We start from the raw sequence: 15,027 nt of genomic DNA on the forward strand, positions 1-15,027 counted from the left end.
AATCAGGACTGTAGCGGTTTTCCTTTGAAATTTGATAAAAAAACGTATATTAGAGGCAATGGAAAACCGAATCCATTACAGCATTTAAATCCTTTTTTTCATTAAACCAACACATCTCATGGCTTATGATCCGTATCAAATAAAAAAGAAGTTACCATCTTCTCAGGGCGATCTGACTTATTGGAGTCTGGAAGCCCTACAGAATCAAGGATACGCTATCAATAAATTACCCTTTTCCATCCGTATTCTTCTGGAAAATGCATTGCGAAATTTCGATGATTTCGCTATTACCAGAGAAAATATAGAAACACTGCTGAATTGGAAACCCGAGGCCTCTGATAAAGACATCCCTTACAAACCGGCGCGGGTCTTGATGCAGGATTTCACAGGGGTTCCCGCAGTTGTGGATATCGCCTCGCTCAGAGCCGAGGCAGTAAGGAAAGGAAAAGACCCCGAAAAAATCAATCCGTTGATTCCGGTCGATTTGGTAGTAGACCATTCCGTTCAGGTGGATTTTTTTGGCACCAATTATTCTTATAAACGAAACGTTGACGTAGAATACGAGCGTAACGGTGAGCGGTATGAATTTTTAAAGTGGGCTCAGCAGTCATTTAACAATTTTTCTGTGGTTCCTCCCGGAATGGGTATTTGCCATCAGGTTAATCTGGAATACCTCGCGCAGGGGGTGATCTCAAGAGACGGAAATGTTTTTCCTGATACCCTGGTTGGAACCGATTCACATACCCCAATGGTCAATGGAATTGGTGTCGTAGGATGGGGTGTAGGAGGTATTGAGGCTGAAGCTGCGCTTCTTGGACAGCCCATTTATTTCATTTTGCCGGAAGTAGTTGGTCTACGGCTTACAGGAGCGCTACCATTAGGTACTACCGCCACGGACATGGTCCTAACCATTACTGAATTGCTTAGGAAGCAGGGAGTGGTAGGCAAGTTTGTTGAAGTATTTGGTCCAGGATTGGATAACCTATCTGTTCCGGACAGAGCCACCATTGCCAACATGTCTCCCGAATTTGGGTGTACAGTGACTTATTTCCCTATAGATGACCGAACCTTGGACTACATGTCCAGGACCAACCGACCCGAAGAGCAGATTCAGTTGGTAAAAGAGTATACAAAGGCAAATATGCTTTGGCGTGCCAACGAGGATGATATCAATTATTCCACTGTCGTGGAACTTGATCTCAGCTCGGTGGAGCCTACCGTATCCGGTCCGAAAAGGCCTCAGGATAAAATCCTGGTTAGAAAGTTTAAAGATAAATTTGGGTCATTATTAAAAGAGGTCCACGGAAGGGATTATATTCCTATAGACAAAAGAGATGTAGGAAGATGGTTCGGTGAAGGCGGCGGAAATCAGCCGGTTGAAGACAATGTGTCCCCTGCTGAGAAGGACGTTGAAATCGAAACGGAAGTAAAAAATGGGTTAAAGACCGTTGTGGTCGAGTTGAACAACGAAAAATTTGCCCTTCACGACGGGTCGGTTGTCATTGCAGCCATTACTTCCTGTACCAACACCTCCAATCCCAGCGTGATGATTGGAGCTGGTCTGGTAGCTAGAAAAGCCAGAGAAAGAGGCCTGGATGTAAAGCCATGGGTGAAGACGTCCCTGGCTCCCGGATCCAAGGTAGTTACGGATTACCTGAAACACTCGGAGTTATTAGATGATTTGGAAGCCCTGCGATTTCATGTGGTAGGCTATGGTTGTACCAGTTGTATCGGTAATTCCGGCCCTTTGCCGGTTCATATAGCCAAAGCAGTAGAAGAAAATGACCTGGTCGTTGCATCAGTGCTCTCCGGGAATCGGAATTTTGAGGCCAGAGTTCATCCTCAGGTGAAAATGAACTACCTCATGTCTCCTATGCTGGTCGTTGCATATGCTATTGCCGGTCGGGTGGATGTGGATTTGAACAATGAACCGTTGGGTTATGATCCCAACCTGGAGCCCGTATACCTGAAAGATATCTGGCCTTCCAATGAAGAGATTTTTGAAGTGTCCAACAGGGTGCTTTCTCCTAATGATTACAAAAAAAATTACGGTGAGATATTTGAGGGGAATGAACAGTGGAGAACACTTCAAGCGCCAAAAGACAAAGTGTATCAATGGTCAGATAAATCTACCTATATCAAAGAAGCTCCTTTTTTCCAGGGAATCTCGGAGGAAGTGCATGAGGCCGACGATATTTTAGGAGGCAGGGTTCTTCTCAAATTAGGAGATTCCATTACCACGGACCATATTTCCCCTGCAGGTTCTTTTTCCCCCACTTCTCCTGCCGGTAAATACCTGATAGGAAAAGGAGTAGAGCAAACCATGTTTAACTCCTATGGCTCCAGAAGAGGAAATGACGAAGTGATGGTCAGGGGAACATTTGCCAACGTACGAATCAAAAATCAACTCGTAACCAAAGAGGGCGGGCACACCCTGCACATGCCTTCGGGTGAAGAGATGACGGTGTACGATGCCTCCCAGCAGTACCAAATGGACAAGGTTCCTCTGCTAGTGCTGGCTGGTAAAGAGTATGGAAGTGGATCTTCCCGGGATTGGGCTGCAAAAGGAACCACCCTACTTGGGATAAAAGGGGTGATTGCTGAAAGTTATGAAAGGATACACCGGTCCAACCTGGTAGGGATGGGCGTGCTTCCCATGCAGTATGCCAAAGGGCAATCGGCAGCCTCATTGGGATTAACCGGAAAAGAGGAAATATCCATCCTTGGGATCAAAGATGGTTTGACTCCTTTAAAAGTACTGAATGCAAGTGCAAAAAAGGAGGATGGAAGCGTGGTCAATTTTGAAGTTATCGCCAGATTAGACTCGGCCATCGAGGTTGAATACTATAAAAACGGCGGCATCCTTCATTATGTCTTAAGACAGTTTCTGAAATCATAGGGATCAATTCAGAAATATAAAAAAAGCAGCTGCAATCTTTTGCAGCTGCTTTTTTTATATTCAATCATACTTTCGATTGGGAAAATAAAAAAATGGTATAAAACTAAGCAAGGCTGTTACGACTTTTAGGACCGCCTCTTTCAAAAGAAAAACATCGGGATAAACTTTTCGCTCAGGCGAGTATTGATACTGAAAAACCCTGCTCCGAAGGGCAAGGTTTTAGTTTATTTGTGATCCCGCTGGGGCTCGAACCCAGGACCCATACATTAAAAGTGTATTGCTCTACCAGCTGAGCTACGGAATCAATGGCTTTTATAGATCCAAGAAGGACCAATAAGAGGTACGGTGATAAATCTCTGTGATCCTGTCAGGACTCGAACCTGAAACCTACTGCTTAGAAGGCAGTTGCTCTATCCAGTTGAGCTACAGGACCTTTATTACAATTAACTTTTATCCTAAATCCATCCCGTGGTTAACCTGAAACCTTCCCGACCTAAAATCCCCACAAATAGAAACAGGCTTTTCAGCCTGTTTCGGAGTGCTTTTCAAAAGCTTGTGCAAATGTAAGGTGGTTTTTTTTAATTACAAACTCTAATTCACAATTAGTTTTCTTTTACTCAGGTGTATTGATCATCTTTACAAAAAAATAGTTTTCATGTCTGAGGAGCCACTGACACCTATTGATGACTTTTATGTCAAAACCATTGGAGAAATACCCTTAAAGGAGATCCTTTTAAGTTTACCGGACACTCCGGTTTCTGAAGCAGCCCGAACCATGCGGGATGAAAAGTCAAGTTGTCTTTTTGTGGGAGACAGTAAAAGACTGATTTACGGAGTGATTACTGACATTACCCTGCGAGACAATGTATTGGCCTCCGGAGTTTCTCCTGAGAGCCCTGTACGCACAATCATGGATCCAACTCTGGTATCTATTTCCAGAGACACCTTGGTATACGAGGCGTTACTACTCATGTTTCGAACGAAAACCAGGTACTTGCTGGTCAAGGAGGGCGAAGCTTACGTAGGGGTGATTAGCCGGAATAAAATCCTGACCGTCCAATCCCAATCACCATTTGTTTTTATTCAGTCTGTCAAATTGGCTTTGGGCAAGGAGGAACTTAAGGAAAAATGGAAACAAGTGCCCCGGATCGTTTATCAATTGATTCAGCGTGGTGTACGGGCTGAAATCATTAATCAAATTATTTCAGCTATTGCCGATTCGATTGCTTTGCGTGTCATCGAACAGGTTATTAAGGAAAAAGGCACTCCTCCTGCCAATTTTGTTTTTTTCGTATTGGGAAGCGAGGGAAGGAAAGAGCAAACGCTAAAAACGGATCAGGATAATGCCATTATTTACGAGGACAAAGCCAATGAGCATCGGGAGTTGGTCCGGGAGTTTTTTTTGGATTTTGCCCAGGGAGTTTCGGAGCGTCTCGACTTTATAGGATTTAATTATTGCAAAGGGGGGTTTATGGCAAGCAATCCTAAATGGACTCACTCGCTGTCTCATTGGAAATCCAATTACGCCAGTTGGTTTCAGGAATCCAGCATGGAAACAGTGATGAGTTACGGGACATTCTTTGATTGCCGTCCCATTTATGGGGATTTTTCATTGCTGGAAAATTTGAAGGATTTTATGGACGAGCAATTGCAACACCCCCTTGAGCGTTTTTTTTATAATATGGCTCAAAATGCCCTGCAATACGATACCCAACTAACCTGGTTTCGAAATATCCGTACGTTCAAAGTCGAAGAGGAACAGGTTTTCGATATTAAAAAGGCCATGACACCGATGGTGGATACCATTCGCCTATATGCCCTTGCAAACCGTGTGTTTGAAACCAATACAGGGAAAAGGCTAAAGCTTTTAACAGAAAAGGGAGTATTCACTAAAAAAGAATCGGAGGAACTATATCAGGGGTATTATTATCTGATGGGATTGCGACTGGAAAAGCAGGCCATAGCGGTAATCCGGGAAGAAAGAGATCCGGTAAATTACATTAAAATAACCACTTTGACGAAGGTTCAAGCCGTTACCATCAAAGAAATCTTCAAAGTTATCCGGGATTTACAGCTAAAAGTTAAAATTCAGTTCACCAAAACTTTTTAGTTACTTTGTATAAATGAAGTTTATCCATTGGGATAAAATCGGTACTTTGCCGGGATAAATCATTTTCAGGAATTCCTTGTTTTAAGGGAATCCACATTCTATGGAAAAAAACAACCATACTTTTGGTCAGGCACCTGTGGGTAAATTATTGCTACAGCAGGCGGTGCCCGCTGCAGTTGGTATTTTGGTTTTATCTATATATGGGATCGTAGACACGATTTTCGTAGGTCGTTTTGTAGGTTCACTTGGTATTGCTACCATTACGGTGGTGTTGCCAATTACTTTTTTAATTTCAAGTATAGGCATGTCCATTGGAGTAGGTGGCGCATCCGTGATTTCCAGGGCTTTTGGTGATGGTAATGACGCCAGGGCTTTTTCCACTTTTGGAAATCAAATAGGGATGACACTAACACTGGCCTTACTTTTTGTGGGGCTGGGTTATTTATTTTCAGATGAAATCTTGCAACTTTTTGGTGGAAAGGGAGCGGTATTGGAGCCTTCCAAAGAGTATTTTTCCATTATCTTGATTGGAATCCCCTTTTTAGCCTGGGCGATGATGAGCAATAATGTAATTCGGGCGGAAGGTTACCCTAAAGTAGCCATGTACACCTTGATTGTACCCGCTGTTTTCAATATAATTCTAGATCCTATTTTTATCGTTTGGCTCGATATGGGATTGAAAGGAGCTGCCTGGGCCACTACGATATCCTACATTGCCAGTGCAGTCTATACCTTGTGGTTTTTTTTGTTTGGAAAATCCATAATGAAAGTGAAAAGCTCCTGGTTTAAACCGGATCTGGAAATTGCCCGGGAAATTACAGCTTTAGGGGCAGTTACACTTGCCAGGCAGGGAACGGTAAGCATACTGGCGATCGTTTTGAATAACGAGCTTTTTAAGTACGGAGGAGAAATGGGGCTATCTGTTTTTGGAGTAATTAATCGGGTGATGATGTTTGCCAATTTTCCAGTGTTGGGGATCACTCAGGGCTTTGTGCCCATCGCCGGGTATAATTACGGAGCCAAATTGAACGATAGGGTTCACCAGACCATACGCCTGGCCTTGAGGTCTTCAAGTCTAATCGCGTTACTCATCTTTGTCCTGATTATGAGCTTTACGGGTTCTTTGGTGCAGGTATTTACTGAAGATGAAGATCTCATTATGCAGAGCATTCCTGCTATGCGAAAATCTTTTTTAGCCACACCCTTACTTGCATTCAGTTTGATAGGAAGTGCTTATTTTCAGGCCATAGGCAAACCGAAAGCTGCTTTGTTATTGGCATTGAGTAAGCAGGGGATTTTCCTGATTCCGTTGGTAATAATTATGCCCTTATTTTTTGGATTGGAGGGAATCTGGTATGCCTTTCCGCTGGCAGATACCGGAGCTGCCGCCATATCCTACTTTTACCTGAAAAAAGGTACAGATGCCTTGTGAGGAGCCGGGTTTTCGACGTAATTTTTACCTTTCTGAGGTCTGATTTCGCTGTTTACGGGAAAAAGTTTGCGCCGATAAAATTGGGTTTTCCAGGTTACCATTGGGTGCGGCTTCAGGATTAATCTACAAATAAAATAGTTTGGAGTGAGAGGGATTTTTGAAATAAAAAAAGCCCCGATCAGACGATCGGAGCCTTTTTACTAGACCTAACCAACTTTAATTTTCTTTGCAGGTGGAGCCTCAACCTCGCTTACCTTGGGTAAGTGAATATGCAAAATCCCGTTTTCGTATTTCGCATTGATTCTCTCTTCATCAATTATTTCGGGGAGATTGAATGACCTTTTGATGGCAGCGTAGGAAAATTCTTTTCGTTTCATCTCTCCCTTCTCATCTTCTTTTTTTTCTTCCTTTTCGGCCATTAGTGTCAGTATTCCCTTGCTATAATCGATTTTGAAATCACTTTTATCAAAACCGGGGGCTGCTACTTCCAACTGAAAGTCCTTTTCATTTTCTTTAACATTTACAGAAGGGATTTGGTATTTTTCATCCCAATCGTAAAACCGCTTGCTCCAATCTGGCAAATTTTCTGATTCAAAAAAATCCGAAAATACTCTGGGCCAGAAGTTGTTTTTAATTTTGGCTGGAGTTTTCATAGTGCGCTTTTTTTAATATTGAAACTGCATCTAACTCACTACTAATGTATATATAAACCATTCCATTCTGCATGACGAATGTCACATAAATGTGTGATTATTATCAAAATGTAATGGTGTTATTAGGAAAGAATGCGTCCATCCTCCATCACGATGGTCCGATCAGTTTTCTCGGCAAATTCCGGATCGTGGGTAACGATAAGTAAGGTTTGGTTAAAATCTGTCGCCAACTCTTTAAAAATCCCGAAGACGATATCGCTGTTTTTTTTGTCAAGGTTACCCGAGGGTTCGTCCCCCATAATGATCAGCGGGTCATTAATCAGGGCTCTTGCTATGGCTACGCGCTGTTTTTGACCACCTGAAAGCTGATTTGCCTTTTTAAGAGCATGTTCTTCCATTCCAAAAATCCGAAGCTTTTCCATGGCCTTTTCCTCGAGCTGCTCCCGGTTCAATTTACCCAATTTCAAGCCGGGTACCATGACGTTTTCCAATACTGAGAATTCGGTGAGCAAATAATGAAATTGAAAAACGAAGCCAATTTTTTCATTTCGGATTCGGGAAAGATAGCCTGCAGGTTTACCTGTTATTATTTCCTGGTCTATCAATAGCTTTCCCTGGTAGCTGGTATCCATGGTGGATAAGATATAAAGGAGCGTCGATTTCCCGCAGCCAGATTTGCCCATTACTGAAACAAAATCCCCCCGATTGATCGAAAAAGATATTTTTTTGAGTACTTGTGTTTTTACCGGGCTGTAGAAATATTTATCTATATTCTGTGCCTCCAGTACCGTCCTATCGTTCATTTTATTTTCCTCTGATGATATCTACCGGGTCAACGCCGCTTGCCTTTTTGGCGGGGAAATAGCCAGCAAAGTAGGTTGTTACTAAACTAAATATTCCTCCGATAAGGTAATAACGCGGATTAAAGTCCACAGGAAAGGTTTTAATGGTGGGCAATGCCTCAGTCTCAAAAGGTAATTGGTCAATGCCTACCCCTGCAAAATAGCCAAGTACCAAGCCCAGGGTACCTCCTGCTATACCAATAATCAAAGCGATGTTAATAAAAATAATATTTACATCTCTTCCAGAAAATCCAATCGCTTTTAAGATGGCAATGGTATCCATTTTTTCATAAATCATCATGTTTAAAATATTGTAAATTCCAAATCCTGATACAATTAATAGCGTAATCCCAACTGCATAACTGATCAGATTCCTTATCTCTGTTCCTGTCTCAAACTGCGCGTTGACCGTTTGAATATCATCGGCGTTGATTTTAAAAAGCGCTGCGTAATCATTGGCCATGGAAGGAGCGAGATCCAATTCATGAAGTTTTACTTGTATGTCAGTTATGTATGAAGGGGGCTCTCCCAGCATTTTCTGGACCGTTTGTAGGGAAGCATAACTTTGGATGTTATCCAATTCCCCTAGTCCGGATTGGTAATACCCCACTACTTTTAATTGTACTCGGTCTCCCCTGGAAGTAGTAGCTTGTATCACATCGCCGATTTCAGCCAGCATCCGTTCAGCTGCTCCTTTCCCCAGAATGATACTATTGTTAGTTTGAGTCAGATCCATAGGTGTACCGGCAGTGACATAATCTGAGAATGCGAATAACGCGTTCTCAGCCTCTACTTCAATCCCGCTTACCGTACCAGTAATGTCACTTGAGCCAACATTAAAAAAAACCTGAGTAGAAACCTTTGCTGCGACACCCAAAACCCTGGGATCTTCCTTTAAGGTTTGGATGATGGCACTACTGTTATATATGCGAAGTCGGCTGCTATTTGGTTTGATCGACCGGATGGTGTTGGCGTAATCTTTATATTTTTCCGATTGGTCTATGGGTTGATCCGGGTTAGGTTTGATTTCATTGTAAAACCGAATATGGGGTGTACGATTAAGCACCAGCCCATCCAACATCTGGTTAAGTCCATTCATAAACCCAAGCAGGGCTATAAACATGGTAATGCTAAACGTTACGCCAACTGCCGCGACCATTGTCTGCTTGAATCTTGCCAGCATGAGAGAACGCGCAATATGTAATAACAAACCGTACTTCATGGTTTTATCAGTTCGGTGGTTCCGTCTATTCCGCTGATGATTTCAGTTTCGCTGTAATTTTTTATCCCAATTGTAACTTGCAGGGTATCACCCTCGGCCGAGATAACCTGATTACCCTGAAAAATATAGGAACTGGGGATCAAAAGCGCGTTTTCCTTTACCTCTATTATAATGTTGGCTTCAAGAGTTAGGTTGGGGTATAAAGTTGGAGGTTTAGTGACAAAAGAAGCCTCCACTAAAAAACTTTTATTCCCGGAATCCATCATGGGATTTATTTTGGTAATCCTGGCATCAAATACCTGATCCTGGTAACTGTCCAGGCTTATCTTTGCCTCCTGGCCTGGTTGAATCTGAGAAATATCATACTCGTCTACCAGTAATTCCAACAAAAATTCGTCCGAATTGCCAACTATGGCCAGGGCATTTTGGGAGTTGACCAATTCCCCTTTTTCCTTAAGCAAGGAATACACCTTCCCGTCAATATTGCTTTTAATTTCCAGATCATTTGCCAAAGCGGAAGCTTTTTCCAGATTTTTTTTAGCCGTATTTTCGTTATGGTCCAATTCCCTGTCAAGGGTTTCCTTTTTGAGTTTCAATCCAGTATACGCTGTTTTACGTTGGGCATAGGACAAGAGGCGTTGCTCCAGTTCCAGGTCCGTGCCTATTCCACTTTCCCTAAGTCTTATTTGTCTCTCCACCAAAATCGAATCATGCACCATTTCGGATTTGGCCAGTTCAATCTGAACTTCCAGCTCTTGAAGTCTTTCCAGGTTGTTTTGTCTTTCCGAAAAGGATCTTGATAGGGATGCTATTTCTTCGTTCAGGAGAGTGGTTTCGTTTGACAGCGAAAACAATACCGTTCCTTTTTGAACCAAATCCCCTTCGCTAACATGGATTTCCCTAATATAGCCTGCGGTATTTGGTTTTACCTCGTATTGATCTTTGCTAACCACCTTCCCGGAAGCGTAAACGGATAAAGTGATGTTATTTCTTTCCGGGACTATTTTTTCCACCTGGGTATGGCAGGAAACACTTATCACCAGAAAGCTAAAAATGGAACTTGCAGCAATTCTATTCAAAATAAGCATGGTTTAGAAATTCCTTGTTTCATGATAACAAGTTACCGGAATTTTATCTTCCTTTAATATAAATAAAAGAAAAATACTTGCTTACTTTGGATTAATTATAGATACAACTCAGAATCCGATTGAAAAGTGTTTTGTAGGTTTACCAGGGGTTCAGAAGAGGGATGAGAATTTTGTTTGGAGGTAACCAATCATTAAGATGGAAGTGAGTAAAAAAATTTCAATTATTTATGTGTTGGTCGGTGTTCTATGGATTTTTGGAAGTGATAGACTGATCCTTTTTTTTTGGCGTGGTATAGATATCGCCCAATTAGGCTATTTGCAAACTGCTAAAGGGGTTTTTTATGTGGTGCTAACGGGATTATTTTTATATTTATTGATTGACAGGCATTACCGTTTTTTGGATAAAAAAGTAAAAGAGTTGGAGTTAGCAAATTTCAAATTGGAAGAGGAGCGACTGAAATCGGAGCATTCAAAAAACCAACTGGACCAGTTTATCCTGGTTGCATCCAATGACCTGGCAGAGCCAGTAAGACAGAGTCAAGGCTTTTTAGAATTATTTATTAGAAAAAATGAAGAAACCTTACCAGAAAAGTCAATTGCTTTTTTGCGATTGACACTGGATAATTTTATAAGAATAAAGAATGTTATTCATGATTTGGTTTCCTTTTCTCAGCTTTCCGAAAAAGGTATTCCCATGGAAGATGTAGATTTGAATGAGGTTCTTGAAAAGGTTATTCACCTGAACTCAAAAAAAATCCAAGAGGGAAATATTGACCTTAGAAAAGAAGTACTTCCCATTGTGAAAGGGGACTATAGACGTTTTACTCAGTTGTTTGATCACTTACTTAATAATGCCATTAAGTTTGGAGACCCTGAAAGGGATTTGAGAATTTCCATAAGTGCCTCCCGGACTGAGGATAGGTTTACCCTGGCGATAAAAGATAATGGGAGAGGGATATCTCAGGAGTATCTTCAGAGTATATTTTATATTTTGCAGCGATACGACCACGGCTTTATCAGGAGAGGAACCGGAATGGGGCTGGCCATATGTAAAAAAATCGTGGAAGATGTGGGAGGAGAAATTTGGGCTACGTCCGTACAAGGAGAAGGTAGTACGTTTTATGTTGCCTTAAAATATAAGTAAATGTTCACAAAATGATACAAGATAAAGGGTACCTCCTAAATCTGCTATCTGTTTTTGAGGAGGCCACATTCGGAATTGCATTTATCGATCCGGAGGGAAATTGGAAAAAAGGGAATTCTAATTTTTTACATTTCACTGGATGTAGTGAGGAAGATTTTTCTGGCTTCACCTGGGATGACGTTTTTGAAAAGAACGAGAGCAATACCGGATTTTCAAGCTTGATTACTGCTGCTTCGTCCAGGTTTTCTCCTGTTGTGCTGAAAGTTTTGCGGAAGGATGGTAGACGGGTATGGCTGAATGTCTTTTTGCTTCGCTTGGAAAACAAGCACTTAGCTTGTATTGCGGAAGATATTAGCAGGGAGATGATTTTTAAGGAACTTGACCAATTGGAGCGAAATGTTTTGGAAAAAAATGCCCTGCCCTATTACCGGTTGGAAGAGGTTTTGGATGAGTTTATCCGAGGTTTGGAACAGATTTTCCCAGAAACGGTCTGTTCCATTATGAAAGTGAGTGATGGTAAGGTATACTGCTGGTCAGCCAAAGGCCTTCCTGAGGATTATCTTCGGGAAATTGAAGGGGCCAGCATCGGTCCCAAAGCTGGTTCTTGTGGTACTGCAGCATTCTTTAAGACAGCGGTAATTGTGGAGGACATTTCGACCGATTATCGCTGGGAACCTTATAAGTCAACCATAATTTCGCATGGATATAAAGCCTGCTGGTCCACTCCCATTTTGTCCGCTTCAGGAAAAGTATTGGCGACATTTGCCATCTACTATAAAAAGGTAAAGTCTCCCGAATCTCAGGAATTGAATTTTATCAACAGGTCTGGTAAAATCCTTGCCATCATTTTGGAAAACTACCTTTCTATTCAATCTCTTAAGCAAAGTAACCAACGTTTTCAATACGTAACGGAAGCGACTTCTGAAGCGATATGGGATGCCGATTTACGAAAAGGCACTGTGGTTTGGAGTCAAGGTTACCAAACACTTTTTGGACACCCGTACCAGCAAGAAGAAATGGATGGTAGTTCCTGGTCCGATTACATTCACCCCGATGATTATGCTGGGGTTACTGGTAGTATCGAACGTATAATTGATAGTAGAAAGAAAACCTGGACCCAGGCGTACCGGTTTCGGAAGGCGGATGGAAGCTACCTGAGAGTCGAGGACAAGGGCTTGGTTGTCCGGGACCCGGAAGGTAAGCCGCTTCGGATGGTTGGGGCCATGAGAGATATTTCCACCCAATATGCTTACAATAGTTCGCTAAAGGAATTAAACCGATCGTTGGAAGCAAGTAAAAAGCACCTGGAAGCAACTAATGCGGAGTTAGAGCAATATGCTTTTATTGCATCCCACCACCTACAGGAGCCTTTGCGCATGGTGATTGGATTCATGGATAAACTGTACAAGTCCTACGGATCAGAACTGGATGATAAAGCCAGTCGATACGTTCTATTTGCCCTAAATGGAGCCATACAAATGAGGCAGCAGATTCTTGATTTGCAGGAATATGGTGCCATCGGGAAAAACGAAACTAATGCCCAATTTCGATGGCTTGAAACCTCTCAGTTAGTAACAGATGCCTTGCGTGTGAACAGCGAATTTATACAACAGACTTCTGCTATAATCGAATTTGGAAATTTGCCCCGAATCTGGGGTGATAAAAGGACGTTGATTCAGGTTTTTGAGCATCTGATTCTCAATGGAATCAAATACCAGCCTCCTTCACAAAAGGCTAGAATAGTGATCAGTAGTCAAAAGAAAGATGGAGAGACCGTGATTTATGTACAGGATAATGGACTGGGAATAGACAAAGCTTATCATGAAAAAATATTTTTATTGTTTCAGCGTTTGCATGGCAAGGATGCGTTTCCCGGAACCGGTATTGGCTTGTCCCTATGCAAAAAAATAATAGAGCATCATGGGGGCACCATTTGGTTGGAATCAGAGGTAGGAAAGGGTAGTACGTTTTATTTTACAATACCTGAAAAAGTGGACTAAAAATTGTAGGATTTTTCCCACATTCCTAAATATCACCTGTTTTTACTCAACTTCTTTAGTATAATGTTTTAAAATTCACGTGGTATTCTTTGGAATTAAACTAGAATTGTATTTTATTCCTGTACGATGAGGGGGCACTTTCTGGGTACCTAAAAAGACCAACAAAAACTTTAAAAAATGAATATGCGAAAACTTTTTTTAATTGAAGATAATGAAGGGGATATCTTGTTAATTTCCGAGGCATTGGAGGACCTAAACCTACCGCTTCAAATCACCTGCGCCAAAGATGGTCAGGAGGCCGTAGAATTTCTAAAGACCTGCATCCATGGAAATCAAACCGAGGTTCCTGACCTTATTTTACTGGATATTAATTTACCCAAAAAAAATGGACAGGAAGTGCTGCGTTTTATCAAAAACTCGGAAGGACTAAAACAGCTTCCGGTGATCATGTTGACTACTTCATCAAGTCATAACGATATTTTGGAATCTTATTTAAACCATGCCAATAGTTACATTACCAAGCCTGTAGGCTCGGAAAGTTATCAGGATATTCTTGTGAAGATTGAAAAATTCTGGTTTTCCCTGGCTCAGCTTCCCTCAAAATCCTGAGTCCATGTCACCTGCTTATGAAAGCCTTAAAATCTTGGTTATAGAAGATAATGAAGGTGATTTTTTGTTGGTATCAGAGGCCATAGAAGAAAAATTCCCATCCGTTATCATTGAAAAGGCGGCTACTTTCAAAAGTGCCTCCGAAAAAAAGATGGAGGATTACCAACTCATTTTACTGGATTTGTCCCTTCCTGATAAAAGTGGCGAACAATTAATCAAAGAAATCCTTGGTCTGGCCGGAAAAATCCCGGTCGTAGTTTTGACCGGCTATGCGGATAGAAATTTTGCAGTCAAATCCATTGCTTTGGGTATGTCCGACTACCTTATCAAAGATGAACTTCATCCGGATATCCTATCCCGAAGTATTATTTACAGTATTGAAAGAAAGAAAGTTTTCAATCGCTTAGAGGAATCTGAACTCAGATACAAGGAGCTTTTTCACCTTAGTCCTCTGCCAATGTGGGTATATGACAAAGTATCCCTTGGTTTTTTGGATGTCAATGAGGCTGCTATTCAGTCCTACGGGTATTCCCGGGAGGAATTTCTATCCATGACCATAGAGGATATCCGGCCTGAAACAGAAAAGAGAAAGCTTTACAAATCCCTGGAGGAAGGGCGGTCGGTCATTGGACTGCGGAACTCAGGTACTTTCCTGCACACTAAAAAAGGAGGAGAGGTAATTACAGTAGAAATTAGTTCAAACCTGATCAATTTTGATGGCTGGCCTGCCAAACTGGTTTTGGCCAACGATGTTACACTAAAAAAAGCATATATAGAAACCATAGAACAACAAAACGAACGTTTGAAGGACATTGCATGGGTCCAATCCCATGTGGTAAGAGCACCGCTTGCGCGGTTGATGGGACTGGTGAATTTATTGGGAATTGAAATGAAAGATCTTCCCGCTGATAAAAAAGAGCTGTTGGATCATATTCTGTTTTCAGCAGATGAACTGGATGAAGTAATTAAAGACATCAACGCAAAAGCCAGGGACATTGATCTGCCGAATAACCATGGATAGGGAACTT

General features: G+C 41.7%; 11 protein-coding genes and 2 tRNA genes. 7 read left to right on the plus strand and 6 right to left on the minus strand.

The window, feature by feature from the left end; genetic code table 11:
* Positions 1-118 precede the first annotated feature (118 nt).
* Positions 119-2,899, plus strand: a complete 2,781-nt coding sequence (gene acnA / locus GKS34_RS16840; protein ID WP_163386151.1) for an aconitate hydratase AcnA — start codon at positions 119-121, stop codon at positions 2,897-2,899.
* A gap of 231 nt (positions 2,900-3,130) precedes the next feature.
* Here the strand turns inward: acnA and GKS34_RS16845 are convergent.
* A tRNA-Lys gene (locus tag GKS34_RS16845) sits at positions 3,131-3,203 on the minus strand.
* 55 nt (positions 3,204-3,258) lie between these two features.
* A tRNA-Arg gene (locus GKS34_RS16850) sits at positions 3,259-3,332 on the minus strand.
* Between the two features lie 222 nt (positions 3,333-3,554).
* Between GKS34_RS16850 and GKS34_RS16855 the strand changes: the two genes are divergently transcribed.
* Together GKS34_RS16855 and GKS34_RS16860 are read left to right on the plus strand one after the other, a co-directional pair.
* The gene (locus tag GKS34_RS16855) at positions 3,555-5,009 is read left to right on the plus strand and encodes a DUF294 nucleotidyltransferase-like domain-containing protein (protein WP_163386152.1); all 1,455 of its coding nucleotides are present in this window, start codon (positions 3,555-3,557) and stop codon (positions 5,007-5,009) included.
* 100 nt (positions 5,010-5,109) lie between these two features.
* A complete protein-coding gene (locus GKS34_RS16860; protein ID WP_163386153.1) occupies positions 5,110-6,441 on the plus strand; it encodes an MATE family efflux transporter in 1,332 nt (443 codons plus the stop codon).
* Between the two features lie 206 nt (positions 6,442-6,647).
* Here the strand turns inward: GKS34_RS16860 and GKS34_RS16865 are convergent, their stop codons facing one another.
* The 4 genes from GKS34_RS16865 to GKS34_RS16880 all read right to left on the minus strand — a co-directional run bounded on the left by GKS34_RS16865 (position 6,648) and on the right by GKS34_RS16880 (position 10,237).
* On the minus strand, positions 6,648-7,094 hold the full coding sequence (locus GKS34_RS16865) for an Hsp20/alpha crystallin family protein (protein WP_163386154.1): 447 nt from the start codon (positions 7,092-7,094) through the stop codon (positions 6,648-6,650).
* 122 nt (positions 7,095-7,216) lie between these two features.
* Positions 7,217-7,897, minus strand: coding sequence for an ABC transporter ATP-binding protein (locus GKS34_RS16870; RefSeq protein ID WP_163386155.1), 681 nt, complete (start codon positions 7,895-7,897; stop codon positions 7,217-7,219).
* Position 7,898: 1 nt separating this feature from the next.
* Positions 7,899-9,158 carry an ABC transporter permease gene (locus GKS34_RS16875; RefSeq protein ID WP_163386156.1) on the minus strand — a complete coding sequence of 420 codons (1,260 nt, stop codon included), beginning with the start codon at positions 9,156-9,158 and terminating at the stop codon, positions 7,899-7,901.
* Positions 9,155-10,237 (minus strand): efflux RND transporter periplasmic adaptor subunit, encoded by a 1,083-nt coding sequence (locus tag GKS34_RS16880; protein WP_240459341.1) that lies wholly within the window; start codon positions 10,235-10,237, stop codon positions 9,155-9,157. The genes GKS34_RS16875 and GKS34_RS16880 overlap by 4 nt, the downstream gene beginning before the upstream one ends.
* A gap of 205 nt (positions 10,238-10,442) precedes the next feature.
* Between GKS34_RS16880 and GKS34_RS16885 the strand changes: the two genes are divergently transcribed.
* The 4 genes from GKS34_RS16885 (at position 10,443) to GKS34_RS16900 (ending at position 15,020) form a co-directional block, all read left to right on the plus strand.
* Positions 10,443-11,390: a sensor histidine kinase gene (locus GKS34_RS16885; protein WP_163386158.1), complete on the plus strand. Its 948-nt coding sequence runs from the start codon at positions 10,443-10,445 to the stop codon at positions 11,388-11,390.
* A gap of 11 nt (positions 11,391-11,401) precedes the next feature.
* Entirely contained in the window at positions 11,402-13,390 is a 1,989-nt protein-coding gene (locus GKS34_RS16890; RefSeq protein ID WP_163386159.1) for an ATP-binding protein, read from the plus strand.
* 177 nt (positions 13,391-13,567) lie between these two features.
* On the plus strand, positions 13,568-13,999 hold the full coding sequence (locus GKS34_RS16895) for a response regulator (protein ID WP_163386160.1): 432 nt from the start codon (positions 13,568-13,570) through the stop codon (positions 13,997-13,999).
* A 4-nt stretch (positions 14,000-14,003) separates the two neighbouring features.
* Positions 14,004-15,020 (plus strand): response regulator, encoded by a 1,017-nt coding sequence (locus GKS34_RS16900; RefSeq protein WP_163386161.1) that lies wholly within the window; start codon positions 14,004-14,006, stop codon positions 15,018-15,020.
* Positions 15,021-15,027 lie beyond the last annotated feature (7 nt).

Source organism: Cyclobacterium jeungdonense (assembly GCF_010994275.1).
Taxonomy (GTDB): domain Bacteria; phylum Bacteroidota; class Bacteroidia; order Cytophagales; family Cyclobacteriaceae; genus Cyclobacterium; species Cyclobacterium jeungdonense.